We start from the raw sequence: 25,292 nt of genomic DNA, 5'->3' as shown, positions 1-25,292 counted from the left end.
GTGGCGGGTGTGGTGGCCAGGCGGGCGCAGGCGGCCAGGGGGATGGCGACCCAGTCGGGGCGGTGGCGGGCCTCGTACACCACCTCGTAGATCGCCTTGTCCGTCTCGAAGGCCCGCAGCAGCACCGGGTCGAGGGTGGGGTCCTCGGCGCCGGTCGCCGCGTAGCCCGCGCAGAAGGCCTCGCGGTTGCGGGCCGCCCAGGCCGCGGCCACGGCCGGGTCCGTCAGGCGGGCGTGCGCGGCCGCGTAGTCGAAGGAGCGCAGTATCCCGGCCACGTCCCGGACCGCGGGCTGCGGAAGGCGCCGCTCGTCCAGGGTCTTGGCCGGTTCGCCCTCGAAGTCGAGCAGCACCCAGCCGCGTGCGCTGCGCAGTACCTGACCCAGGTGCAGGTCGCCGTGGACCCGCTGGGCCCGCAGCCGCAGGCCGTTCCGGGCGGCGAAGGCGAGGTCGCGGAAGATCCGCCGCAGCGCGTCGCGGTGCTGGCCGAGCGCGGGGACCGCGAGGCAGGCCGCGTCCAGCCGCAGCGCCATGGTCTCGGCCATCGCCTCCACCTCGGCGCGGCGCAGCACGGTCACCGGCATGCTGCGCGCCAGCGCGAGGTGCACGTCGGCGGTGGCCCGGCCGAGGAGAAACGACTCTGCGGCGAAGTTGCCCACCCGGGCCGGATCGGCGTCGAGCTGGTGGATCTGGCGGAGCGCCAGCTCCCAGCCGTCCTCGGCCTCGCGCAGGAAGTGGGTGAGCACGCCGAGCGTCGCCGGGGCCTCCTGGGGGGAGTCCGGCAACTCCGCCTCGAACCACGCGAGCGGCGCGGGGATGCGGCTGCTGCCGGCCCGGCCGAGGGCGAGCGACAGCTCCAGATCCGGGTTGAGGCCGGGGGAGACCCGGCGGAACAGCTTGAGGATCGCCGCCTCGGCGGGGCTGCCGCCGTCGTAGATGATCGAGGTGTTGGACTGCTCGGCGGTGCTGACCCGGCCGGGCGCGGCGGCCGGCAGCCGCCCGCCCAGGGTGGAGAAGCGCAGCGGGCCGAGCCGCTGCGGCGAGGTCATCAGGGCGAGCAGCCGACGTGTCAGTGCCGGGTCGTAGGCTGCGTCGTAGGTCACCAACCCGTCGTGCGGGCCGCTGGTGATCCGGCCGATCACGGCGTCCGGCGGGACGGCCGCGCCGTGCAGGCCGGGCAGCCCGTCGGGGTGGGCGCCGAGCAGCAGCTGGTAGACGTCGACGAGGGGGGAGCCGCCGCCGGGCTGGCGCTGCTCCACGCGCAGGAGCAGGTGCAGCAGTGTGCCGGTGCCGCGGGCCAGGCCGGTCGGGCCGGGCAGCGCGGTGACGGCGAGTGGGGTGATGCCGGAGATCGGATGGCCCTTGCCGGCGAACCAGCGCCGACGCGGCAGCCAGTCGCGCAGCATCGGCAGGGTGGCCTCGACGAGGGGGCGGTAGCCGGCCGCGGGAGTGGGCGGGACCGGCGTGGTCACGGCACGCGGGCGGGAGGTGTCGGACATGTCTCCCTTTCCCCGGAAAAGCCGGTACGACCGGTGATGAGGGCGGTCATCACCGGTTGAACCATTTTTCCGGAAACGGACGGACGTGGCATCGTCGGCACGCCCGGTGGAGGACGGCGTTGCGCAGGACGGGGGATGAGCGTCGGGTTGGTAGGTCGGGGCGACCTCTCAGGTGCGCACGTTCGTTCGGGGGCCGTGCACGGGCACGGGCATGTCGCCCGGGCGCAGCCGGAACCAGTAGAAGCCGTGCCCCGCGAGCGTGAGCAGGTACGGCAGTTGGCCGATGGCGGGGAATCGCACCCCGCCGATCAGCTCGACCGGGTGCATGCCCTCGAACTCACGCAGGTCCAGCTCGGTCGGCTGGGCGAAGCGCGAGAAGTTGTTGACGCACATCACCAGGTCGTCCCCGTAGGACCGGAGGTAGGCGAGGACGGCCGGGTTGCTGGAGGGCAGCTCCGCGTAGGAGCCCAGCCCGAAGGCCGGGTTGAGCTTGCGGATCTCGATCATCCGGCGGGTCCAGTGCAGCAGCGAGCTGGGGTTCGCCATCTGCGCCTCGACGTTGGTGACCTGGTAGCCGTAGACCGGGTCCATGATCGCCGGCAGCGAGAGCCGGCCGGGGTCGGCCGTGGAGAAGCCGGCGTTGCGGTCCGGCGTCCACTGCATCGGCGTGCGGACGCCGTCGCGGTCGCCGAGCCAGATGTTGTCGCCCATGCCGATCTCGTCGCCGTAGTAGAGCACGGGGGAGCCGGGCAGGGAGAGCAGCAGCGCGGTGAAGAGCTCGATCTGGTTGCGGTCGTTGTCCAGGAGCGGGGCCAGCCGCCTGCGGATGCCCACGTTGGCGCGCATCCGCGGTTCCTTGGCGTACTCCGCGTACATGTAGTCGCGCTCCTCGTCGGTGACCATCTCCAGGGTCAGCTCGTCGTGGTTGCGCAGGAAGATGCCCCACTGGCAGCCGGAGGGGATGGCCGGCGTCTTGGCGAGGATCTCGGAGACGGGGTAGCGGTTCTCCCGCCGCACCGACATGAAGATCCGGGGCATGACGGGGAAGTGGAAGGCCATGTGGCACTCGTCGCCGCCGGAGGAGAAGTCGCCGAAGTAGTCGACCACGTCCTCGGGCCACTGGTTGGCCTCGGCCAGCAGCACCGTGTCCGGGTACTCGGCGTCGATCTCCGCGCGCACGCGCTTGAGGAACTCGTGCGTCGCCGGGAGGTTCTCGCAGTTCGTGCCGTCCTCGGCGTAGAGGTAGGGCACGGCGTCGAGCCGGAAGCCGTCGATGCCGAGGTCGAGCCAGAACCGCAGCGCGGCCAGCATCTCCTCCTGGACCTGCGGGTTCTCGTAGTTGAGGTCGGGCTGGTGGGAGAAGAACCGGTGCCAGAAGTACTGCTTGCGGACCGGGTCGTAGGTCCAGTTGGAGGTCTCGGTGTCGACGAAGATGACGCGGGCGTCCTGGTAGAGCTTGTCGTTGTCGGCCCACATGTAGTAGTCGCCGTACGGGCCGTCCGGGTCGGTGCGGGAGGCCTGGAACCACGGGTGCTGGTCGCTGGTGTGGTTCATGACGACATCGATGATGATCCGCATGCCGCGCTGGTGGGCGGCGTCCACGAACTCCACGAAGTCCGCCAGGTCCCCGAACTCGGGCAGGACCGCGGTGTAGTCGGCCACGTCGTAGCCGCCGTCGCGCAGCGGCGAGGCGAAGAACGGGGGCAGCCAGAGGCAGTCCACGCCGAGCCACTGCAGGTAGTCGAGCTTGGCGGTGAGCCCCCTCAGGTCGCCGATGCCGTCGCCGTTGGTGTCCTGGAAGGATCGGACCAGGACCTCGTAGAAGACGGCGCGCTTGAACCACTCCGGGTCGCGGTCGCGCTGTGGGGTGTCGGCGAATGTGTCGGGGACGGGTTCGTTGACGATCACTGAGCGGCCCTCCGGACCGTGAGGATGTGTGCCGGCAGGGTGTGGGGGTCCAGCCGGACGTAGTTGTGGCGTCCCCACCGCCAGACGGCGCCGCTCAGCTCGTCGAGGACCTCCCACTCGCCGTCCCCGGAGCCGCCGAGGGCCTCCGGGTCCAGGCTGAGGGTGCCCTCCTGCGGGTGGTGCGGGTCGAGGGTGACGACGGTCAGCACGGTGTCCTCGCCGCGGGTCTTGCTGTAGGCGAGGAGCTGGTCGTTGTCGGTGGGGTGGAACCGCAGGTTGCGCAGCTCCTGCAGGGCGGGGTGCGCGCGGCGCAGCCGGTTGAGGGTGGTCAGCAGCGGCGCGAGCGTGTCCGTGCGCGACCAGTCGCGCGGACGGAGCTGGTACTTCTCCGAGTCGAGGTACTCCTCGGAGCCGGGCTTCACGGAGGCGCCCTCGTAGAGCTCGAAGCCGGCGTAGACGCCCCAGCTGGGGGCGAGGGTGGCGGCGAGGACCGCGCGGATCGCGAACGCGGGCCGACCGCCGTGCTGGAGGTAGGCGTGCAGGATGTCCGGGGTGTTGGTGAACAGGTTGGGCCGCATGTAGGCGGCCGCGTCCCCGGAGAGCTCGGTCAGGTACTCCGTCAGCTCCTGCTTGGTGGTGCGCCAGGTGAAGTAGGTGTAGGACTGGTGGAAGCCGACCTTGGCGAGGGTGTGCATCATCGCCGGGCGGGTGAACGCCTCGGCCAGGAAGAGCACGTCCGGGTCGCTCTTGGCGATCTCGCCGAGGACCTTCTCCCAGAAGACCACGGGCTTGGTGTGCGGGTTGTCGACGCGGAAGATCCGCACCCCGTGGGACATCCAGTGCCGCAGCAGCGAGACGGTCTCGGTGACCAGGCCGTCGAAGTCCCGGTCGAAGTTGACCGGGTAGATGTCCTGGTACTTCTTGGGCGGGTTCTCGGCGTAGGCGACGGTGCCGTCGGCGCGCTGGGTGAACCACTCCGGGTGCTTCTCGACCCACGGGTGGTCGGGGGAGCACTGCAGGGCGAAGTCGAGCGCGACCTCCAGGCCGAGCTCGGCGGCGCGGGCGGTGAAGGCGTCGAAGTCGGCCATGGTGCCGAGATCCGGGTGGATCGCCTCGTGGCCGCCCTCGGGCGAGCCGATCGCCCACGGGGAGCCGACGTCGTGGGGGCCGGCCTCCAGGCTGTTGTTCGGGCCCTTGCGGAAGGCGCGTCCGATCGGGTGAACGGGCGGCAGGTAGACGACGTCGAAGCCCATGGCGGCGACGGCGGGAAGCCGCTCGGCGGCGGTGCGCAGCGTGCCGGAGACGGGGGCGTGACGGCCCGTCGGGTCGACCACGGCGCCCTCGGAGCGCGGGAAGAACTCGTACCAGGAGCCGTACAGCGCGCGCGGCCGGTCGACCTGGAGCGGCAGCGGGCGGGAGGCGGTGACCAGCTCGCGCAGCGGGTGCCGGGCCAGCGTGTCGCGCAGCTCGGGGCCGAGCGCGGCCTCCAGCCGCTCCATGGGCGGCAGCTCGGACTCGCGCAGCAGCTCGGCGGCGGCCGTGACGTGGGCCTTGCCGTCCTTCTTCCGCACGCCGGCGGCGGCTCGGTCCAGCAGCAGCGCGCCCTCCTCCAGCATCAGGCCGGTGTCGATCCCGGCCTCGATCTTGATGCGGGCGGCGTGCTCCCAGGTGGCGACGGGATCGGCCCAGGCCTCGACCGTGTAGGTCCACCGGCCGGGGGAGGTGGCGGTGATCTCCGCGCCCCAGCGGTCGGTGCCGGGGGCGAGTTCGCGCATGGGCGTCCAGGGGCCGCTGCGGCCGCGCGGGTCGCGCAGCACGACATTGGCGCCGATCAGGTCGTGGCCCTCGCGGAAGAGCGTCGCGGTGACCTCGAAGACCTCGCCGACCACGGACTTGGCCGGTCGCCGTCCGCAATCCACCGAGGGGCTGACATCCAGTACGGGAATACGGCCGATCATCTGGAGCTGGTCGTCCTTTCGTGCGGGCATCACGCAGGGCGGCGGTGCACGGGGGCGGGGCGGGGGCGGTGCGGTGCTGCAGCTGGTGCGGGTGGTGCCGTTGGTGCTGGGATGCCGCAAGCGTCGTAGGGGTAAAGCTGAGGTAAAGCGAGATTGCGGCAGGAGTCGAGTCCAGCAGAAGTCAGGACAAAAGGGGTGTCGACGGGCGTCGAGGTGCCGACGGTGAACCAGAACGGGTGAAGCCGAAAGGGTGTGACGCTAAGTAATGGTGACGCTGAGTGAGGGCCGAACGGAGAGTGGCGAAGCACGGGGGAGCGCGGCGAAGCACGGTGTTCTGTGGCGGCGCGGCGACCGACGGAGAGCGTCGGGGAGCGACCCAGAGAGCCTTCCCCGGCCTCACCGCCAGGCAACCTGCCACCTGTCGAACGCCGTCGTGTTGACAACGATCGCGCGCGACCCGTGGACACGCAGAACCGCCGGTTCCGCATCGGCGCCACGCAGGTCGGCGCGCCCGTAGCGACCTGCTCCGATCCTCGCACCGAACGCGGGTGCTACGCGCGGGTAGCGACAGATTTCGGCCATGGATCAAGGCAGTTGGCCATGGCTGGTTGGACGGCCGTGTGTCGGAGTCGTGAATTCCTACGATCGTGCGCTACCGCACTCCGGCGTGCGCCCGCGTGCGCGGTACCCCCGCAAGAGTGAACGGGTGCGCCGCCGATCGCACCAATGCGCCGAACGGCGGCAGTGCGCCTCCCTGTCGCTCGGCGCTGGCCTGACGGCGCGGCTATCTTCGGCTGGGTGAAGGCAATCCGACGTTTCACGGTCCGCACCGTCCTGCCCGAACCGCTCCAGGCCCTTGGTGAGTTGGCGCTCAACCTGCGCTGGTCCTGGCATCCGGAGACGCGTGAGCTGTTCCGATCGGTCGACCCCGAGGTCTGGGAGGGGGTCGGCTGCGATCCCGTCCGCCTGCTCGGCGCCGTCTCCGGACAGCGGCTGGCGGCTCTCGCCGGCGACCGGCGGTTCCTGCGCCGGCTCCACGACGCCGAAGAGGATCTGCGCGACTATCTCGCCGGCCCGCGCTGGTACCAGCAGCAGCGCGGCCGGGAGCTGCCCGCCGCCATCGCCTACTTCTCCCCCGAGTTCGGCATCACCGCCGCACTGCCCCAGTACTCCGGCGGCCTCGGCATCCTGGCCGGGGACCACCTCAAGGCCGCCAGCGACCTCGGTGTCCCCATCATCGGCGTCGGCCTTTTGTACCGCCACGGCTATTTCCGCCAGTCGCTCTCCCGCGACGGCTGGCAGCAGGAGCGCTACCCCCTGCTCGACCCGAACGAACTGGCCGTCAGCCTGCTCCGCGAGCCGGACGGCAGCCCCAGCGTCGTCGCCCTCGCCCTGCCGGGCGGGCGCGCGCTGCACGCGCAGATCTGGAAGGCCCAGGTCGGCCGGGTGCCGCTGCTCATGCTCGACTCCGACATCGAGGAGAACGACGCCCGCGCCCGCGACGTGACCGACCGTCTCTACGGCGGCGGCAGCGAGCACCGGCTGCTCCAGGAGATGCTGCTCGGCATCGGCGGCGTGCGCGCGGTGCGCACCTTCTGCCGGCTCTCCGGACACGCCGAGCCCGAGGTCTTCCACACCAACGAGGGACACGCCGGCTTCCTCGGGCTCGAGCGGATCCGCGAACTCACCCGTCCGGAGGACGAGGGCGGCGCCGGGCTCGACTTCGACGCGGCCCTGGAGGCCGTCCGGGCCGGAACCCTGTTCACCACCCACACGCCCGTTCCCGCGGGGATCGACCGCTTCGAGCGCCAGCTCGTGCAGCGCCACTTCGCCACCGGCGCCGGTGGGGCGGCCGGGGCCGGTGGCGTCACCGGTGTGACGGAGGGTCTGTCCGGCGTCCCCGTCGACCGGGTGCTCGCGCTCGGCGCGGAGAGCTGGCCGGGCGGCGACCCGTCGCTGTTCAACATGGCCGCCATGGGTCTGCGCCTGGCCCAGCGCGCCAACGGCGTCAGCGAGCTGCACGGGCAGGTCAGCCGGGGCATGTTCAACGGCCTGTGGCCGGGATTCGACGCCGCCGAGGTGCCGATCACCTCGATCACCAACGGCGTCCACGCGCCCACCTGGATCGACCCGGAGGTGGTCCGGCTCGCCGCGCGCGAGATCGGCCCCGAGCGGATCGAGGACGCCATGGTGCTCGGCGAGTCCCGCCGCTGGGACGGCATCGACGCCATCGCCGACGCCGACATCTGGGAGCTGCGCCGCCGCCTGCGCGCCCAGCTCGTCACCGAGGCCCGCGCCCGGCTGCGCGCCTCGTGGCGCCAGCGCGGAACCGGCGACGCCGAGCTGGGCTGGACGGGTGACGTGCTCGACCCGGACGTGCTCACGATCGGCTTCGCCCGGCGCGTGCCCTCCTACAAGCGCCTCACCCTGATGCTCCGTGACCAGCAGCGGCTGCGCTCGCTTCTGCTGCACCCGACACGCCCGATCCAGATCGTCGTCGCGGGCAAGGCCCACCCCGCCGACGACGGCGGCAAGGCGCTGATCCAGAAGCTGGTCGCCTTCGCCGACGACCACGACGTGCGCCACCGCATCGTGTTCCTGCCCGACTACGACATGGACATGGCCGCGAAGCTCTACCCGGGCTGCGACGTCTGGCTCAACAACCCGCTGCGTCCGCTGGAGGCGTGCGGCACGTCGGGGATGAAGGCCGCGCTCAACGGCGCGCTCAACCTCTCCGTCCTCGACGGCTGGTGGGACGAGTGGTTCGACGGCGCCAACGGCTGGGCGATCCCCACCGCTGACGGCGAGGTCGACGAGGACCGGCGCGACGAGATCGAGTCCGGCGCGCTCTACGACCTGATCGAGTACCAGGTCGCGCCGCGCTTCTACGAACGGGACGCCAGTGAGCTGCCCCGCCGCTGGATCCAGATGGTCCGCCACACGCTGGTCACCCTCGGCCCGAAGGTGTTGGCCGGCCGGATGGTCCGTGAGTACGTCGAGCGCCTCTACACCCCCGCGGCCGAGTCGCGCCGGGCGCTGGCGGCGGTGGGAGCGAACGGCGAGCCGTTCGAGGGCGCGCGGGAGCTGGCGGCGTGGAAGTCCCGGATCCGCGCCCGCTGGGCGCAGGTCCGCGTCGAACACGTCGAGGCGGCGGGCGGCGCGGACGCGCCCGAGCTCGGCTCGACCCTCACCCTGCGGGTGCAGGTCCACCTCGACGGGCTGGACCCGTCGGATGTGGACGTCCAGGCGGTCTCCGGCCGGGTGGACGACACCGACGTGATCTCGGACGTCTCCACCGTCTCCCTCAAGCCGGCCGACCGCGCCGACGTCGACGGCCGCTGGCGCTACGAGGGCCCGCTGGAGCTCAGCCGCACCGGCCCGTTCGGCTACACCGTCCGCGTCCTTCCCAACCACCGCCTCCTCGCCGCCGAGGCCGAACTCGGCCTCGTCACCGTCCCGGCCGAGACGACGGGCTTCTCGGACGGCGTCCTGAGGTAACCCCCCAGGGGGCGCAGCCCCGCCGACGTCCGTCTCGGACGATGGTCACCCTCTCGTGCCGTCTCGCCGACGGCCCTGGAGTCAGGACCGTGACTGTGCTGGTGAGCCGACGCCATGTCGACCGTGGCCCCGCCACCACGACGGGTTGTCGCCGCGTCAGCTGACGCGGCGCGCTCGTTCGTCTCCTCGCAGCCACGAGGGCCGCTTTCGCCTGCTTCGAGTCGGGCGGCCCTCATCGGCGTGTGCGCTCCTGTCCGTGCGCGGCCGCAAGGCGTCGACCCATGACGCAAGAGCGGGACTTCGCCATGCGCCTGCGCACCACCCCGTCCGTGCTCGCCGCCGTCGCCTCGCTGTGCGTCTTCGGCCCGCTGCCCCCGCAGAACCCCGGCACGGCCGGGAACGGGACGGCCACCCTGCGCGGGGACTCCACCCCGACGACACTCAGCACCACGATCTTCGGCCCGACCCCGACCGAGACCGGGCGCTGCGCATCACCCGGGGCTGAGCCTGAGGGGGCGGCGCTCACCGGGACGGCGGGCGCCACCCCCTCCGTGCGTCACACCAGGCTGTCCCGCCACGCCGCGTGGAGGCGGGCGAAGCGGCCGGTGCCGGAGATGAGGTCGGCGGGGGTGCCGTCCTCGACGACCAGGCCCTGGTCCATGACCAGGACGCGGTCGGCGATCTCCACGGTGGAGAGGCGGTGGGCGATGATGACCGCCGTGCGGCCCGCGAGGACCGTGGTCATGGCGCGCTGGACCGCCTGCTCGCCGGGGACGTCCAGGGAGGACGTCGCCTCGTCGAGGATCAGCACCGCCGGGTCCGCCAGCAGGGCGCGGGCGAAGGCGACCAGCTGGCGCTGGCCGGCGGAGATGCGGCCGCCGCGCTTGCGGACGTCGGTGTCGAAGCCCTCCGGGAGGGCGGCGATGAACTCGTACGCGCCGATGGCCCGTGCCGCCTCCTCGACCTCCTCGCGGGTGGCGTCGGGACGGCCGATGGCGATGTTCTCCGCGACCGTGCCCGAGAAGAGGAACGACTCCTGCGTCACCATCACCACGCCGCGGCGCAGGTCGGGCGTGGACAACTCGCGCAGGTCCACGCCGTCGAGGGCGACCCGGCCCTCGGTCGGGTCGTAGAAGCGAGCGAGGAGCTTGGCCAGGGTGGACTTGCCCGCGCCCGTCGCGCCGACCACGGCGACGCTCTGCCCGGCCGGGATGCGCAGGTCGAAGCGGGGCAGGACCTGCTTGCCGGTGCGGTAGGCGAAGGCGACGCCGTCGAAGTCGACCGCGCGGCCCGGGATGGCGTCCTGCGTCTTGGCGGGCAGCGTGACGGGCTCGCCCGGCTCCGGCACCGACGGCTCGTGGGCGAGCAGACCGGCGATCTTCTCCAGCGCGGCGGAGGCCGACTGATAGCTGTTCAGGAACATCGCCACCTGGTCGACCGGGTCGAACAGGCGCCGGAGGTAGAGCACGAACGCCGCCAGTACGCCCAGCTGCAGGCTGCCCTGGGTGACCAGGACCGCGCCCCAGACCACCACACCGGTGATCCAGATGTTCGCCGTGGCCCGGGAGGACGCGACGAACTGCGCCATCGACAGCAGGCCCTGCGCGTTGGCGTCGGTGTACTCGCCGTTGGAGACGGCGAACGCCTCCTCGTTGGCGGCCTCGCGACGGAACGCCTGGACCGGGCGGATGCCGTTCATCGTCTCGGTGAACCGGACGATGACCTGGGCCACCGCCGTGCGCGACCGCCGGTAGATCGCCTGCGAGCGGCGCCGGTAGCCGCGGGTGAACAGGTAGATCGGCACGACCGAGGCGAGCGAGGCCAGGCCGAGACGCCAGTCCATGACGACCAGCAGCACGGCGATGTAGACCACGGACAGGATGACCGACAGCAGCTCCTGCAGGCCCTCGTTGAGCAGCTCGCGCACCGTGTCGACGTCGCTGGTGGCCCGGGAGATGATCCGGCCGGAGGTGTACCGCTCGTGGAAGTCGAGCGACAGGGCCTGCGCGTGGCGGAAGATCCGCTTGCGCATCTCCAGCAGGATGGCCTGGTTGATCACGCCGGACAGCCGGATGAAGCTGCGCTGCAGCAGCGTGGCCACCGCCGCGCAGCCCAGGTAGCCCGCCGTCACCGCGATCAGCGGACCCCAGTCGTGGGACCGCAGGGCCGGGATGCCGCGGTCGATCGCGTAGGAGACCAGCAGCGGGCCGACCTGCAGCGCCGCCTGCTGGACGGTGATCATCAGCATCGCCAGCACGACGCGTGCCTTGTGCGGGGCGAGCAGCGAGCGCAGCAGCGCCCGCGGCGCGCCCGGCGGGACGGGGATGTCCTCGCCGTCGCCGGGGCCGGCCGCCGGGGCCCGGTCCTCTTCGGGGAGGGCGGGCTCCTGGAGGCGTGACTCCTCCAGGAGCTCGCCCTGTTCCGTCTCGGTGAGGTCCGTCTCGGTGACGCTCATCGCACCAGGCTCCCGTCCTCGGTTCCTTCGCCGGACGCCGTGCCGGCTCCCCCACCGGTTCGTTCGCCCGACATCAGCTCCCGGTACTCCGGGTTCGACTCCAGCAGTTCGTGATGGGTGCCGACGGCCGCGATCCGGCCCTCGGCCAGCAGCGCCACCCGGTCCGCCAGCAGCACCGTGCTCGGGCGGTGCGCGACGACCAGCGCCGTCGTCTCGGCCAGCACCTGACGCAGCGCCTGCTCGACCAGCGCCTCGGTGTGCACGTCCAGCGCGGAGAGAGGGTCGTCCAGCACCAGGAACTCCGGCGCGCCGACCACCGCGCGGGCCAGCGCGAGCCGCTGGCGCTGACCGCCGGACAGGCTCAGGCCCTGCTCGCCCACCTGGGTGGCCGTGCCCTCCGGCAGGGCGCGGACGAACTGTGCCTGTGCCACGTCCAGCGCCCGCTCGAGTGCCTCCTCGGACGCCTCCGGTGCGCCCATCAGCACGTTCTCGCTGACGGAGGCGGAGAAGAGGGTCGGGTCCTCGAAGGCCATGGAGACCAGCTCGCGCAGCCGGGCGCGCGGGATCTCGCGGATGTCCGTGCCGTCCAGGGTGATCCGGCCGCCGTCGATCTCGTAGAGGCGGGGGAGCAACGCGGTCAGCGTGGTCTTGCCGCTGCCGGTGAGGCCCACCAGGGCCATCGTCTCGCCGGAGCGGACGTGCAGGTCGAGGCCCCGGAGGAGGTCGGGCGAGCCCGCCGGGGCGTCCGGGTAGCGGAAGCGGACGTCCGTCAGGCGGATGCCGTCGCGGGCCGGGGCCGCCGACGCGGTGGTCGACCCCGCGGCCACGGCCACGGCCGTGCCCTCGCGGACCGGCCCGTCCTCGGCGTCGGCCGGGCGGGCGTCCATGACCTCGTAGAAACGATCCGTCGCGGTGGCGGCCTCGTTGCTGTAGGCCAGCAGCCAGCCGAGCGACTCGACCGGCCAGCGCAGGGACAGCGCCGTGGAGAGGAAGCCGACGAGCGTGCCCGCCGTGGTGCTGCCGTGGGCGACCTGGACGACGCCGACCGCCAGCGAGGCGCCGAGCGCGAGCTCGGGCAGGCCGACGATGACCGCCCACAGGTTGGCCAGCAGCCGGGCCTTCTTCAGCTCCGTCTCGCGCAGCAGCTCGGCCTGCGCCCGGTAGCGGGCGGCCATCGTGCGGTGCCGCCCGAAGGACTTGAGGATGCGGATGCCCAGCACCGACTCCTCGAGCACGGTGGCCAGGTCGCCGTTCTGGTCCTGGGAGAGCCGGGCCGCGGCCGAGTACCGGCGCTCGAAGTAGGAGCAGAGGACGATCAACGGCGCGGCCGGCAGGACCGTGATCAGCGCCAGCTGCCAGTCCAGCGTGAACATGATGCCGATCCCGGTCAGGAAGACCATCGAGTTGACGATCAGGAAGACCAGCGGGAAGGCCAGGAACAGCCGGATGGTGTACATGTCCGAGGTCGCCCGCGACAGCAGCTGCCCCGAGGCCCAGCGGTCGTGGAAGGAGACGGGCAGCCGCTGCAGCTTGGCGTAGAGGTCCGCGCGCATCCGCCGCTCGACGCCGGCCAGCGGCCGCGCGACGAACCAGCGGCGCAGGCCGAACAGGCCAGCCTCCAGCAGGCCGAGCACGAGCAGCAGCACGCCCTGCTGCCACAGCCCGGCGGTGTCCCGGTGGGCCACCGGGCCGTCGACGATGTCCTTCAGCACCAGCGGGATGACCAGCGCCGAGAGCGAGGCGAGCAGCGCCGAGACCGTGGAGGCGGTCAGGAACCACCGGATCGGCCGGACGTACGGCCACAGCCGCAGCAGCGACCGGGTCGCGGAGTGCGGTCGTGGCTGCGGTGGGGTCTGGGGTGGGCTCTCGTCGGGGGCTTGCGGGGCGGGGCGGGAATCCTGCTGCGTCGACACCTTTCGGACTGTAGACGCAGAGACTGACAGCCCTCACCCCAATTTCCGCCCCTTACCGGCCGGGGCTCAGCCGGGCAGTTGGACCAGGACCGTCCCCCCTCCGTCGACGACGTCCATGGTCGCGATGTCCGACGACCCGATGGAGGTCGAGGTCGGCACGATCGTGGCCGTGCTGTAACCCGATCCCCAGGTCCCGGCCGTCTCGGTGCGCCCGTCGCGGGCGTGGACGACCAGGTGACAGGTGATGCCCTGGGGCAGGTTGCCCAGCTTGAGCTGGACCTGCGTGCCCCAGTTCTCCGGGGTCAGCGCGGCCGAGGCGGTGACGTGGGTCCGCGCGTCCACGGCGCTCACGGTCGTGGCGGCGCTCGACGGGGTGGGCGACGTCGAGTTCGCGCCCCCGACGTACACCCACACGCCCACGGCCGCCGCGGCTCCGGCGAGCGCCAGCCCCGCGGACACGAGCACCCGACGCCGCGGGCGGGGCCGTGCGTGGCCCACGGGCCGGACGGGCTCGGCCTCCGGTCCCGAGGCCGTCTCCGGTCTGGGGCCCCGGCTCGTGCCGGGCCCGGGCTCCTGGCCCGTGGCCCATTCAGGGAACCATCCCCGGTCCGCCGCGGTCGTCCCCGCGGGGGGCGCGGGGACGGCGTCCGGAGCGGGCGGGACGTGCGGCGCGGGGAGGCTCTGCGCGGTCGCCGCCGTCTCGTCCAGCTCCTCGAACGGCGTGTGCCGCAGCAGCCCCGGCAACGGGGCCATGGCCACGAGCTCGGCCTGGCAGTCCGCGCATCCGGAGATGTGCGCCTCCAGCGCGGCCCGTTCCTCGGGATCGAGGGCCCCGAGCAGGTAGGCGCCGAGCTGGACGCTCTCCCGGCATGTCGTCATCGGGAAGTCACTCCTCTCTCCTCCAGAACGTTGCGCAGTGCCCGCAGCCCGTAGTAGCAGCGGGACTTGACCGTGCCCGGCGGAATGCCCAGGTGCTCGGCCGTCTCCGCCACACTGCGACGCAGGTAGTAGACCTCGATCAGCACCTCGCGGTGCTCGGGTCGCAGGCCCCGCATGGCCTCCAGCAGTTGCCAGCGTTCCAGCATCCGGTCCAGCTCCGCCTCGCCGTCGTCGGCGGGGCCGCCCCGGTCGTCCTCCGGTAGGGGCGCCTCGGCCGGTCTGGCGCGGGCCCGCCGGTAGGCGGAGACCGTCAGGTTGTGGGCGACGGTGTGCAGCCACGGCGCGGCACGGTCCAGGTCCAGGGCGTCCCGGTGCTGCCAGGCACGCAGGAAGGTCTCCTGGGTCAGGTCCTCCGCGCGCTGGTAGTCGCCGCCGACCAGGCGCAGCACATGCCCCAGCACCGACCGTCCGTAGCGCGCGTACAGCGCGGAGACGAAGGCCGCGTCCGAGGTCGGTGCGGAGTCCACACCTCCAGTACGCGCCCCCGGCACGTTCGGTTCAACCCGATCGCGCGAGTCGCCCTCGAACGGAGATCCGGGCCGGTCGGTGGCGTACGGGAAGACGCCAACGACCGGGACGCCACGGTCAGGATCCTCTGCGCGGACCGGTGCACGGCCGTGTGGAAGCCGGTCACGGTCACCGCCGTTCCGGCCGCGATCGGCGGGATCACCCTCAGTACCGTCACCCGGTCCGACGGCACCCTGCAGCTGACCGCGCAGGGGCATCCCCTCTGCACCTTCACCGGCGACATGGCCCTCGACGACGTCAAGGGCCAGAACCTCAGGGACTCCTTCGACGGCCAGTCCTCCAGCCGGCACGCGGTGACCGTGGTGGGCTCGGCGCCCGGGCAGCACGCAGGCGCCGCCCCCGACCCGGGGGAGCCGGCGGTTACGGACCGGGGCCCGCGCTCGGGGGCGCTCACCCGCCGTCCCGATCGCAGACGCGCAGCAGCAGCAGGGAGCGGCCCGGCACGGTCAGCGACTCCCCGGCCGGGACGTGCCGACCGTCCGCGGCGGCCTGCTGTTCCGCGCAGGTGTCCACCACCGTCTCGTAGCAGCGCGCCCACGGCGGGCCGGGGAGGGTGAACCGGATGCCGCGGTGGTGTCCGTGCAGGATCAGCAGGAAGCTGTCGTCGGGCGAGGTCCCACCGCGGGCGTCGCGCTCGGTCAGGTCGTCGCCCGCGAGCAGCATCCCCAGGGTCGCGCCGGGCTCGTACCAGTCCGCCTCGGTCATCTCCGCGCCGTCCGGCCGGAACCAGGTGAGGTCCGGCAGTCCGCCCGGGTGGGCGGGGCGGCCGGAGAAGAAGGCACGCTGCCGCAGCACCGGGTGTTCCCGGCGCAGCCGGATCAGCCGGGTCGTGAGCGCGAGCAGTTGCCGCCACTCGTCGTGCTCCAGCAGCGACCAGTCGAGCCAGCCCGTCTCGTTGTCCTGGCAGTAGGCGTTGTTGTTGCCGCCCTGGCTGCGCCCGAACTCGTCGCCGGCCAGCAGCATCGGCACGCCCGTCGAGAGCAGCAGGGTGGACATCAGGTTCCGCAGCTGGCGGCGTCGCAGGGCGTTGACGGAGGGCGAGTCCGTCGGACCCTCGGCGCCGTGGTTCCAGGAGCGGTTGTCGTCGGTCCCGTCGCGGTTGTCCTCGCCGTTGGCCTCGTTGTGCTTGCCGTTGTAGGAGACCAGGTCGCGCAGGGTGAAGCCGTCGTGGGAGGTCACGTAGTTGACAGAGGCGAACGGCCGTCTGCCGGCCCGCTGGTAGAGGTCGGAGGAGCCGGCCAGCCGGTAGCCGAGCTCGCGCACGTCGGGCCGCGCGCCGCGCCAGAAGTCGCGGACCGTGTCGCGGTATCGGTCGTTCCACTCGGTCCACAGCGGCGGGAAGTTGCCGACCTGGTAGCCGCCGAGCGCCACGTCCCACGGCTCGGCGATCAGCTTGACCCGGCTGAGCACCGGGTCCTGGAAGACGGCGGAGAGGAACGGCGCCCGCATGTCGACGTCGAACGCGCCGCGCGCGAGCACGCTTGCCAGGTCGAAGCGGAAGCCGTCCACGCCCATCTCGGTGACCCAGTACCGCAGCGAGTCGGTGATCAGCCGCAGCGCCTGCGGCGCGGTGGCGTCCAGGGTGTTGCCGCAGCCCGTGAAGTCGGCGTAGGCACGCCGGTTGTGGGGCTGGAGCCGGTAGTAGCCGGCGTTGTCCAGCCCGCGGAACGACCAGGTCGGTCCGCCCTCGCCGCCCTCGGCGGTGTGGTTGTAGACGACGTCGAGGACGACCTCGATCCCGGCCCGGTGCAGCGCCTGGACCATCCGCTTGAACTCACCGACCTGGCCGCCGCGCGTCCCGCTCGCCGAGTAGCCGCCGTGCGGGGCGAAGTAGCCGATGCTGTTGTAGCCCCAGTAGTTGCGCAGACCCCGGCGCACCAGGTGCTCCTCGTCGGCGAACTGGTGCACCGGCAGCAGCTCGACGGCGGTCACGCCGAGCCGGGTCAGGTACTCGACGGCGGCGGGGTGGCCGAGGCCCGCGTAGGTGCCGCGCAGCTCGGGGGGCACGCCCGGCATGGTCCGCGTGAAGCCGCGCACGTGCAGCTCGTACAGGACGGTGTCCGCCCAGGGCGTCTTCGGCCGTCGGTCGTCGGACCAGTCCTCGGTGTCGTGCACGACCACGGACCTGGGCGTGTAGCGGGCCGAGTCGCGGTTGTCCCGGACGGTGTCCGCGACGTCGCCCTCCGGCCAGGCCCGGACATGGCCGTAGACGGCGTCGTGCAGCCGGAACGGCCCGTCCACGGCGCGGGCGTAGGGATCGAGCAGCAGCTTGGCCGGGTTCCAGCGGGCGCCCGTCCACGGGTCCCAGCGGCCGTGCACGCGGAAGCCGTAGCGGGTGCCGGGACCGACGCCGGGCACGTGGCCGTGCCAGACCTGGAACGTCTGCTCGCGCAGCGGCAGCCTGGTCTCCTCGCCCTCCTCGTCGAAGAGGCAGAGTTCGACCCCCTCGGCGCCGCCCGCCCACACGGCGAAGTTGGTGCCCGGCCGTCCGTCGGGGCCCCCATGGAAGCGCGCCCCGAGCGGCTGCCAACTGCCGGGCAGGACACGGGCGGCAGCCCTGTCCTGCGGTTCGTCTCCCGGCTCCGGTTCCTCGCGAGGCGGACGCAGCTCCGTGGGCAACGCCATCGACAGCACCTCCCCGTTCCGGCGGACGTCCCGATCCGCCGGTTTACGGATAAGTTCCCCTCCCCGCCGGTGGTTGCACCATCAACAGCGCTGATCTGACCCGAATGCCTGGCGTGGTCGCCCGTGTCGTCCCCCTTCCGTCCTCGTTGATCCACAAGGAGCGGTGCGATCGAGGAGTGTGGTGCGGCCGTGGGTGTCTGGGCGGGACGACTGAAGCGGGCGGCGCTGGCCGCCCTGATCCCCACCCTGCTGCTGGCCGGCTGCTCGGGCTCCTCCAGGTCCAGCTCGGACGCGGCGCGCGTGTCCGCCGCGCAGGTCACGCTGACCCCCGGCGACGGCGCGTCCGAGGTCCCCGGGCAGGGCGGCGTCTTCGCCCGGGTCCGCGACGGCCGCCTCACCGAGGTGCACCTCAAGGACGCCGACGGTGACGAGGTCCCCGGTGCGATCACTCCCGACGGCAGCAGCTGGTCCCCCTCGGGCAGGCTGCTGCCGGAGACCACGTACACCCTCGACGCGCTGGCGGTCGACAAGGACGGCCTGCAGGCGGCCAAGCACGCCTCGTTCACCACCTTCGTGCCGAAGAACACCTTCATCGGCTTCTACAACCCGGTGAACCGCAGCACCGTCGGGGTCGGCTTCATCGTGGAGATCCGCTTCAACCGCGCGATCAGGAACCGTGCCGCGGTCCAGGCGGGGATCAGCGTGACGGCCCAGCCGCCCGTTCCCGTCGCCCCGCACTGGTTCGGCGACCAGCGGATCGACTTCCGCCCCCAGCACTACTGGACGCCCGGCACCAAGGTCACGCTGGCGCTCGACCTCAAGCACGTCGAGGCCGCGCCGGGCGTCTACGGCACGCAGGCCAAGTCGATCGGCTTCACCATCGGCCGCAGCCAGATCAGCACCGCGGACACCGACGCCGACACGCTCACCGTGGTCCGCGGCGGGCAGACCCTGCGCACCCTCGACATCTCCGCGGGCGCCCCCGGGCACGAAACCTACGAGGGCGTCATGGTCATCTCCGAGCGGGACAAGGTGACCCGCATGGACTCCCACACGGTCGGCCTCGGCAGCGAGTACGACATCCCGGCGGTTCCCCACGCCCAACGGCTCACCGACTCCGGCACCTTCGTCCACGGCGTCTACTGGCGCCCGGCCTCCGTGTTCGGCCGGCAGAACACCAGCCACGGCTGCATCGGTCTTTATGACGTGGCGGGCGGCGGGAGCACCACCACCGCCGCGGGCTGGTTCTTCGCCCACTCCATGATCGGCGACGTCGTCCGCGTCGTCGGCTCGGACGGCGACGAGGTGGCCCCGGACAACGGCATGAGCGGCTGGAACCTCTCCTGGGCGGAGTGGACCGCGGGAAGCGCGGCGCGTTAGCCGCGCGACGCGTCCGCAGTCGCGTTACCCCGCCGTGCAACCTTCCTTCGGGGCCGAAGCGTCAAGTTCTCCGGGAGCTCTCAGGCAGTCGGGTTATGCTCACGGAGGCCCCGATCAGGGACATTCGGGGACACTCCGGGAGGGGAGAGACGTTGTTCGCGCACAGCAAGGTTCGACGGGTGCTGCTCGGGATCACGACGGGCGCCGCGATACTCACGGCCAGCGCATGCGGCGGGGCCGGGGCGACAACCGGGCACTCCGGCGGCGCGGGCGGCGGCGCTAGCGCGACCGCGGTGGCCAACTCCGCCGCCGACGTCACCATCCTGCCGAAGGACGGCTCGACCGGCGTCGACACCAGCGGCACCCTGAAGGTCAGCGTGGCGCAGGGCAAGCTGACGCAGATAGCCGTGACCGGCAACGACGGCAGCACGGTCGACGGCGCGATATCCGGCGACGGCAGCAGCTGGTCCCCGGCCGGAGCCCTGCACACCGGCACCCGGTACAGCGTCGTGGCCACCGCCGCCGACTCCTCCGGCAAGAACGTCACCGAGCGGTCCACCTTCACCACGCTGACGCCCGCGTCGACCAACATCGCCGAGTTCAACGTCGACCCGGGCGCCACCTACGGCGTCGGCATGGAGGTCTCGCTCAACTTCACCTCCGTGGTGGCCGACCAGTACAAGGCCTCCGTGCTGAAGGCGGTCACCGTGACCGCCGACCCGTCCGTGGACGTCGAGGGCCACTGGTTCGGCAACAGCCGGCTGGACTTCCGTCCGCAGCAGTACTGGGCCCCGGGCACCAAGGTCACCCTGCACCTGCATCTCGACGGCGTCCGGACCGGCCAGCTCGGGTACGGCAAGCAGAACAAGGACGTCAGCTTCACCATCGGCCGCTACCAGGTCAGCGTCGCCGACAACAACGCGCACACGCTCACCGTCTACAACGGCCCCAACTCGGTGCTGCGGAAGCTGCCGGCCAGCCTCGGCGACCCGCAGCACACGACCTACGACGGCAAGATGGTGATCACCGAGAAGTACCCGACCATCGACATGAACTCGCAGACGGTCGGTCTCGGCAACGCCTACGACATCAAGGACGTCCCGCACGCGATGCGGCTCACCACCTCCGGCACCTTCGTGCACGGCAACTACTGGCGTCCGGCCTCGACCTTCGGCAGCGCCAACACCAGCCACGGCTGCGTGGGCCTGCAGGACCAGCAGGGCGGCGGCGACCCGAACATGCCGGCGGCGTGGTTCTACGGCCACTCGCTCATCGGCGACGTGGTCCAGGTGGTCAACTCCCCGGACAAGATCGTCCAGCCGGACAACGGCCTGAACGGCTGGAACATGGACTGGTCGGCCTGGACCTCCAACTGACCCGCAGCCTGCACCGCAGCGCGCCATGATGTGAGCCGGGCCACCGCGTACGCGGTGGCCCGGTCGCGTTAACATCGGTTCACTCTGCGCCTGCGCAGGCGCGCCCACGTCCCGCCAGGGAGGCACTTAGATGGACCGCTTCGTGACGTTCGAGGTCGACGCGGACGGCGTCGGCGTGATCCGGCTCGACCGGCCGAAGATGAACGCGCTCGACATCGCGATGCAGGACCAGCTCAAGGAGGTGGCCGAGGAGGCCAGCGCCCGCGCCGACGTGCGCGCCGTCGTCATCTGGGGCGGCGAGAAGGTCTTCGCGGCCGGCGCCGACATCAAGGAGATGCAGCGCATGGGCTACACCGACATGGTGGAGCGCGGCCCGGCGCTGCAGGGCTCCTTCGACGCGGTGGCGCGGATCCCCAAGCCGGTCGTCGCGGCCGTCACCGGCTACGCCCTGGGCGGCGGCTGCGAGCTGGCGCTCTGTGCGGACATTCGGGTGGCCGCGGACAACGCCAAGTTCGGTCAGCCGGAGATCCTGCTCGGCCTCATCCCGGGCGCGGGCGGCACCCAGCGTCTCTCCCGACTGGTCGGGCCGGCCAAGGCCAAGGACCTGATCTTCACCGGTCGCATGGTCGACGCGGACGAGGCACTGCGGATCGGCCTGGCCGACTACGTCGTCCCGGCGGAGGAGGTCTACGCGACCGCCCACGGGTGGGCCGCGAAGCTGGCCGCCGGCCCGGCATATGCCCTGCGCGCGGCCAAGGAGGCCGTGGACCGCGGTCTGGAGACCGACCTGGACACGGGTCTGACGATCGAACGCACTCTCTTCGCAGGTCTGTTCGCGACCGAGGACCGCGAGACCGGCATGCGCAGCTTCGTCGAACAGGGCCCGGGCAAGGCCAAGTTCAACTGATCAGGGGCTGAGCTCCGGCTCCTGCTGTTGCTGGACCGGGTGCGGGCACAGCAATTTGGCATATGCCCGAAGCAATCGATGATTTTTTGGCCAATGCGCTCCCGCAGGGCCGTCTGACGCGCCATCATGGGGTCATGGCAGTACAGGGCGAAGTGGTACGGGAGCAGAGGGTGATCGACGAGCGGCCGGGGCTGGTCGACATCATCGGGTTGGGCGAGCTGGACGAGGAGCTCCAGAGCCTGGCCCGGCTGCTCTCGCCCGAGGGCGACGGCACTCCTTTAGTCGCCGCCCCGGGCGTCACCGCGCACGCCCGTCGGCTCACCTTGTCCGCCCTGGAGTCCTGGGGGCTGGGCGGCCATGGTGAGGTGGCGGAGCAGCTGGTCGCGGAGCTGGTCGCGAACGCGGTTCGGCACACCGGCGGGCGCACCTTCGTGCTGCGCCTGCTGCGCGGATCGGGGCGGATCAGGGTCGAACTGAGGGACCCGTCGCGGGCGTTGCCCTGTCTGATCAAGGGCGACCCGGAGGACGAGGCCGGTCGCGGGCTCTGCCTGGTGGACCAACTCGCGGACCGCTGGGGCGTGGACGTGCTGTCGCGGGGCAAGTCGGTCTGGTTCGAGCTCAGGGTGCGGCCCGCGGTGGCGTAGCCCGCGGGGGGCGAGGGGCCATGTGAAAAAGGCAATGCGGGGCCCCGGGATCGCGTTCGATCATGGGGCCCCTGCATTGGGCTTGCTGCGCGGCCAGGGGGGTGTTGCCGCGCCGGCGTCGGACGCGCTCGGGTCGGAGGCGTTCCGGAACCGACTATGGCATGTGGCGCACGCTATGAGCAAAGCGACAAGTCGGACAAATGCTATGATTGTGGTGCGGGGTGCCGTGCATCACAAGGTCGATCCGACCGTTCACTTATCTTTCCCTTGCCTGCCACCTGGCGAACCTTGGATCATTCAGGTAGTACGGAAGCGTGCGATCTCGCGAACTCCTCCGTCGGCGCATCCAGCGCCAGGTCTACGCCACCGTCCACGGCGCGGGCCTCGACCCCACGCGCTACGACCGCCCCGCCGGTGATCCGGGCCTGTTCGGGCCGGACAGCGTCGTCTGGCTGGTCCACGGGGACATGCCCGGCATGTTCACCGGCGGCGTCGCCGCGCTGATGCTCCAGTCGCTCCATCCGCTCGCCATGGCCGGGGTCGACCAGCACTCGCGCTACCGCGAGGACCCGATCGACCGCCTGAACCGCACCGCTGGCTTCGTCACCGTCACCAGCTACGGCTCCACGGCCGAGGCCGAGGCCGCGATCGAGCGCGTGCGCCGGGTCCACGACCGCGTCCGCGGCATCGCCCAGGACGGCCGTCCCTACGACGCCGCCGACCCGGACCTGCTGCGCTGGGTGCACGTCGCCGAGACGGCCTGCTTCCTCGCCGGCTACCAGCGTTACGCGCGAACCCCGCTGACGCGCCCTCAGCAGGACCGCTATTTCGAGGAGTACGCCCTGGTCGCCGAACGCCTCGGCGCGACCGGCGTCCCGCGCTCGCTCGCCGAGGTCCGCGCCTACCTGCGCGACGTGCGCCCCAGCCTCGCCGCCTCCGAGGCTGCCCTCGCGGCGGTCGAGTTCCTGCTCACCCCCGGCGCCCTCGTTCAGGACCGCGCTCGCGGTCTCGCGCTGCGCGTCCTCGTCGCCGGCGGCGCGGACCTGCTGCCCTCCTGGGCCGCGGCGGAGCTCTGCCTCCCGCGCCACGGCGCCCTCCGCGTCTCCCGCGACCGCGCCGCGGTTCGCGCCCTCGCCACCGCGCTGCGCTACGGCTGCGAGCCCTCCGTCGTCATCACGACGGCCCGAGCGCGCGCGCTCGCACCTGCCGCAGATGCTCCGCGAACACCTCCTCCGCCCCGGAGTTGAGCCGGGTCAGCGCCACCATCGAGGTGATGATCACGTCGCACAGCTCCCTCTCCACATCCGTCCAGCTGTGCGAGAACCCCTTCCGCGGGTTCTGCCCGGTCGCCCCGATCACCGCCTCCGCGACCTCCCCGGCCTCCTCGGAGATCTTCAGAATCTGCAGGATCTTCTGCGTCTGCTCCGGCAGTTCGCTGTCCCTGGTGAGCCACTGGTTGAGTTCGGCGATGGTCGCCCACGCGGAGTCGTTCATGCCGGCAGCCTAGGCCAGCCGTCCGACACGTGCTCCGGGCCGATCGCCTGGACGCGCTAGGTGCCCCTCGGAACTGCGGGGCGGGTGACCGGGACGACGCTCAGGAGGGCCTCCAGGCCTGGGAAGTCCTCGGGGTCGGTGGTGAACAGGGGGAGGCCCTCGGCGACGGCGACGGCGGCGATCATCATGTCCGCCACACGCCTTCGCGGCTTCCGGCCGGCGCTGACGACGGCCGCGCAGACGCGGCCGCAGATGCGCGCGGCCTCGGCGTCGCAGGGGATGGGGTCGAACTCGTTCTCGGCGCGCTGCAGGACGTCGAGTCGGCGGGCTCGTTCCGCGCACTCGTCGTACAGGTCCTGTTCCTCGTTCCGCCGGACCTCGTGGGGTCCGGCGGACAGCTCCGCCAGGGTGATCGCGCTGACGGCCGTCTCGGCCGGGAGCCCGTTCGGGTCCACCCAGCGGCGCAGGATCATGATGTCCGTGTCGAGCAGGCCCCGCTCCTGCTCGGCGGGCATACGGATCGTCCGTCTCCTGCGCGGCTGTGGCGTCCTGGTCGGCTCGGAAGGACTCCAAGGAGATGTCGGGCGTACTCGGTGTTACAGAGTGGCGCGCCTCCGCCGTCGGGGACGCGGGCCACTCCAGGCGGTCAGCATTCGATGACGTTGACCGCGAGGCCGCCGCGGGAGGTCTCCTTGTACTTGATCTTCATGTCGGCGCCCGTCTCCTTCATCGTCTTGATGGCCTTGTCGAGGGAGACGTGGTGGCGGCCGTCGCCGCGCAGGGCCATGCGGGCGGCGGTGACGGCCTTGACGGCCGCCATGCCGTTGCGCTCGATGCACGGGATCTGGACCAGGCCGCCGACCGGGTCGCAGGTGAGGCCGAGGTTGTGCTCGATGCCGATCTCGGCGGCGTTCTCGACCTGCTCCGGGGTGCCGCCGAGGACCTCGGCGAGGCCGCCCGCGGCCATGGAGCAGGCGGAGCCGACCTCGCCCTGGCAGCCGACCTCGGCGCCGGAGATGGAGGCGTTCTCCTTGAAGAGCATGCCGACCGCGCCCGCGGCGAGCAGGAAGCGGACGATGCCGTCCTCGTCCGCGCCGGGGATGAAGTTCAGGTAGTAGTGCAGGACCGCCGGGATGATGCCCGCCGCGCCGTTGGTCGGGGCGGTCACCACGCGGCCGCCGGCCGCGTTCTCCTCGTTGACGGCCATGGCGTAGAGGGTCACCCACTCCATCGCGTTGGCCGGGCCGATGCCCTCCACCCGCAGCGCCCGCGCCGCCGAGGCAGCCCGGCGGCGGACCTTGAGGCCGCCGGGGAGGATGCCCTCGTGGTTCATGCCGTTGCGCACGCACTCCTGCATCACGGCCCAGATCTCCAGCAGGCCGGTGCGGATCTCGGCCTCGCTGCGCCAGGCCTTCTCGTTCTCCAGCATCAGCGAGGAGATCGACAGGCCCGTCTCGGAGGTGAGGCGGAGCAGGTCCGCGCCGGTGCGGAAGGGGTACTTCAGCACGGTGTCGTCGAGCTTGACGCGGTCCGCGCCGATCGCGTCCTCGTCGACGACGAAGCCGCCGCCGACCGAGTAGTAGGTCTTCTCCAGCAGCGCGACGCCCGCCGCGTCGTAGGCGCTGAGCGTCATGCCGTTCGCGTGGTACGGCAGCGAGCGGCGGCGGTGCAGGACCAGCTCGCTGTCGGGGTCGAAGGCGATCTCGTGGGTGCCCAGCAGCGCGATCCGCTTGGTGGCCTTGATCTGCTCGACGTCCAGGTCTGCCTGCTCCACGTCGACCGTGCGCGGCGACTTGCCCTCCAGGCCGAGCATGACCGCCTTCGGCGTGCCGTGGCCGTGGCCGGTCGCGCCGAGGGAGCCGAAGAGCTCGGCCCGCAGCGAGGCGACGTCGGACAGCTGGCCCTCGGCCTTCAGCCGGTGCGCGAACATGCGCGCCGCCCGCATCGGGCCGACCGTGTGCGAGGAGGAGGGGCCGATGCCGATGGAGAAGAGGTCGAAGACGCTGATGGCCACGAGGACGCCCTTGTCTTGTGGGTGGGGCAGGGAACAGAGACACCGCTGAGCAGCTCGGGCGGTGTCATGGATGGGGGCACCGCGCGCACTGTCAGGTTCCAGTGTGCGCGGTGCCCCCACCGATATGCGATGAACTGTCCGGTACCTGGGGCTTACA

The 25,292-nt window shown here is 71.9% G+C and carries 17 protein-coding genes and 1 pseudogene; 7 read left to right on the top strand and 11 right to left on the bottom strand.

Annotation, left to right across the window (positions count from 1 at the left end; all coding sequences use genetic code 11):
- The 3 genes from TR48_RS33890 to TR48_RS33880 form a co-directional block, all read right to left on the bottom strand.
- Nucleotides 1-1,496, bottom strand: a 1,496-nt coding sequence (locus TR48_RS33890; RefSeq protein WP_042374337.1) for a maltokinase N-terminal cap-like domain-containing protein, incomplete at its 3' end; no start/stop codon positions are given.
- Nucleotides 1,497-1,664: 168 nt separating this feature from the next.
- Nucleotides 1,665-3,404, bottom strand: a complete 1,740-nt coding sequence (treS, locus tag TR48_RS33885) for a maltose alpha-D-glucosyltransferase (RefSeq protein WP_042374335.1) — start codon at nt 3,402-3,404, stop codon at nt 1,665-1,667.
- Nucleotides 3,401-5,362, bottom strand: coding sequence for an alpha-1,4-glucan--maltose-1-phosphate maltosyltransferase (locus tag TR48_RS33880; RefSeq protein ID WP_042374334.1), 1,962 nt, complete (start codon nt 5,360-5,362; stop codon nt 3,401-3,403). The genes treS and TR48_RS33880 overlap by 4 nt, the downstream gene beginning before the upstream one ends.
- A 798-nt stretch (nt 5,363-6,160) precedes the next feature.
- Between TR48_RS33880 and glgP the strand changes: the two genes are divergently transcribed.
- Nucleotides 6,161-8,860: an alpha-glucan family phosphorylase gene (gene glgP, locus TR48_RS33875; RefSeq protein ID WP_042374333.1), complete on the top strand. Its 2,700-nt coding sequence runs from the start codon at nt 6,161-6,163 to the stop codon at nt 8,858-8,860.
- Nucleotides 8,861-9,416: 556 nt separating this feature from the next.
- Here the strand turns inward: glgP and TR48_RS33865 are convergent.
- The 4 genes from TR48_RS33865 to TR48_RS33850 all read right to left on the bottom strand — a co-directional run bounded on the left by TR48_RS33865 (nt 9,417) and on the right by TR48_RS33850 (nt 14,634).
- Nucleotides 9,417-11,315 carry an ABC transporter ATP-binding protein gene (locus TR48_RS33865; protein WP_084729987.1) on the bottom strand — a complete coding sequence of 633 codons (1,899 nt, stop codon included), beginning with the start codon at nt 11,313-11,315 and terminating at the stop codon, nt 9,417-9,419.
- Nucleotides 11,312-13,228, bottom strand: coding sequence for an ABC transporter ATP-binding protein (locus tag TR48_RS33860; RefSeq protein ID WP_042374330.1), 1,917 nt, complete (start codon nt 13,226-13,228; stop codon nt 11,312-11,314). The genes TR48_RS33865 and TR48_RS33860 overlap by 4 nt, the downstream gene beginning before the upstream one ends.
- A 66-nt stretch (nt 13,229-13,294) precedes the next feature.
- Nucleotides 13,295-14,107, bottom strand: a complete 813-nt coding sequence (locus tag TR48_RS33855; protein WP_042374329.1) for an anti-sigma factor family protein — start codon at nt 14,105-14,107, stop codon at nt 13,295-13,297.
- Nucleotides 14,104-14,634, bottom strand: a complete 531-nt coding sequence (locus TR48_RS33850; RefSeq protein WP_042374328.1) for a sigma-70 family RNA polymerase sigma factor — start codon at nt 14,632-14,634, stop codon at nt 14,104-14,106. The genes TR48_RS33855 and TR48_RS33850 overlap by 4 nt, the downstream gene beginning before the upstream one ends.
- Between TR48_RS33850 and TR48_RS46725 the strand changes: the two are divergent.
- Nucleotides 14,557-14,937, top strand: a pseudogene (locus tag TR48_RS46725) (COG4315 family predicted lipoprotein); the annotation flags it as partial. The gene TR48_RS33850 and the pseudogene TR48_RS46725 overlap by 78 nt on opposite strands.
- Before the next feature lie 148 nt (nt 14,938-15,085).
- Here the strand turns inward: TR48_RS46725 and glgX are convergent.
- A complete protein-coding gene (gene glgX / locus TR48_RS33845) occupies nt 15,086-17,320 on the bottom strand; it encodes a glycogen debranching protein GlgX (protein WP_084729988.1) in 2,235 nt (744 codons plus the stop codon).
- Between the two features lie 189 nt (nt 17,321-17,509).
- Between glgX and TR48_RS33840 the strand changes: the two genes are divergently transcribed.
- From TR48_RS33840 to TR48_RS33820, 5 genes are all read left to right on the top strand, one after another.
- A complete protein-coding gene (locus tag TR48_RS33840; protein WP_236652454.1) occupies nt 17,510-18,700 on the top strand; it encodes a L,D-transpeptidase in 1,191 nt (396 codons plus the stop codon).
- A 95-nt stretch (nt 18,701-18,795) separates the two neighbouring features.
- Nucleotides 18,796-20,076: a L,D-transpeptidase gene (locus TR48_RS33835; RefSeq protein ID WP_084729984.1), complete on the top strand. Its 1,281-nt coding sequence runs from the start codon at nt 18,796-18,798 to the stop codon at nt 20,074-20,076.
- A gap of 130 nt (nt 20,077-20,206) precedes the next feature.
- On the top strand, nt 20,207-20,983 hold the full coding sequence (locus TR48_RS33830) for an enoyl-CoA hydratase/isomerase family protein (protein WP_042374325.1): 777 nt from the start codon (nt 20,207-20,209) through the stop codon (nt 20,981-20,983).
- A gap of 134 nt (nt 20,984-21,117) precedes the next feature.
- Nucleotides 21,118-21,627 (top strand): ATP-binding protein, encoded by a 510-nt coding sequence (locus TR48_RS33825; RefSeq protein WP_042374338.1) that lies wholly within the window; start codon nt 21,118-21,120, stop codon nt 21,625-21,627.
- Nucleotides 21,628-21,941: 314 nt separating this feature from the next.
- Nucleotides 21,942-22,874: an oxygenase MpaB family protein gene (locus tag TR48_RS33820; protein WP_042374323.1), complete on the top strand. Its 933-nt coding sequence runs from the start codon at nt 21,942-21,944 to the stop codon at nt 22,872-22,874.
- On the opposite strand, the gene TR48_RS33815 is transcribed toward TR48_RS33820, so the two are convergent.
- The 3 genes from TR48_RS33815 to TR48_RS33805 all read right to left on the bottom strand — a co-directional run bounded on the left by TR48_RS33815 (nt 22,801) and on the right by TR48_RS33805 (nt 25,135).
- Nucleotides 22,801-23,121: a MazG-like family protein gene (locus TR48_RS33815; protein ID WP_042374322.1), complete on the bottom strand. Its 321-nt coding sequence runs from the start codon at nt 23,119-23,121 to the stop codon at nt 22,801-22,803. The two genes, TR48_RS33820 and TR48_RS33815, sit on opposite strands and share 74 nt — an antisense overlap.
- A gap of 56 nt (nt 23,122-23,177) precedes the next feature.
- Nucleotides 23,178-23,636 (bottom strand): type II toxin-antitoxin system VapC family toxin, encoded by a 459-nt coding sequence (locus TR48_RS33810; protein ID WP_042374320.1) that lies wholly within the window; start codon nt 23,634-23,636, stop codon nt 23,178-23,180.
- Nucleotides 23,637-23,767: 131 nt separating this feature from the next.
- Nucleotides 23,768-25,135, bottom strand: coding sequence for an L-serine ammonia-lyase (locus TR48_RS33805; RefSeq protein ID WP_042374319.1), 1,368 nt, complete (start codon nt 25,133-25,135; stop codon nt 23,768-23,770).
- Nucleotides 25,136-25,292: the final 157 nt, after the last annotated feature.

The organism is Streptacidiphilus neutrinimicus (assembly GCF_000787815.1).
Lineage (GTDB): Bacteria > Actinomycetota > Actinomycetes > Streptomycetales > Streptomycetaceae > Streptacidiphilus > Streptacidiphilus neutrinimicus.
Note: the sequence above shows the minus strand (reverse complement) of the source record. Positions and strands in the feature narration are given on the sequence as shown.

Coding starts and splice junctions, on each gene's coding strand:
- TR48_RS33835 (WP_084729984.1), top strand. CDS start 18,796: ATGCTCACGGAGGCCCCGATCAGGGACATTCGGGGACACTCCGGGAGG.
- TR48_RS33865 (WP_084729987.1), bottom strand. CDS start 11,315: ATGAGCGTCACCGAGACGGACCTCACCGAGACGGAACAGGGCGAGCTC.
- TR48_RS33810 (WP_042374320.1), bottom strand. CDS start 23,636: ATGCCCGCCGAGCAGGAGCGGGGCCTGCTCGACACGGACATCATGATC.
- TR48_RS33825 (WP_042374338.1), top strand. CDS start 21,118: ATGGCAGTACAGGGCGAAGTGGTACGGGAGCAGAGGGTGATCGACGAG.
- glgX (WP_084729988.1), bottom strand. CDS start 17,320: ATGGCGTTGCCCACGGAGCTGCGTCCGCCTCGCGAGGAACCGGAGCCG.
- TR48_RS33830 (WP_042374325.1), top strand. CDS start 20,207: ATGGACCGCTTCGTGACGTTCGAGGTCGACGCGGACGGCGTCGGCGTG.
- TR48_RS33880 (WP_042374334.1), bottom strand. CDS start 5,362: ATGATCGGCCGTATTCCCGTACTGGATGTCAGCCCCTCGGTGGATTGC.
- TR48_RS33855 (WP_042374329.1), bottom strand. CDS start 14,107: ATGACGACATGCCGGGAGAGCGTCCAGCTCGGCGCCTACCTGCTCGGG.
- TR48_RS33815 (WP_042374322.1), bottom strand. CDS start 23,121: ATGAACGACTCCGCGTGGGCGACCATCGCCGAACTCAACCAGTGGCTC.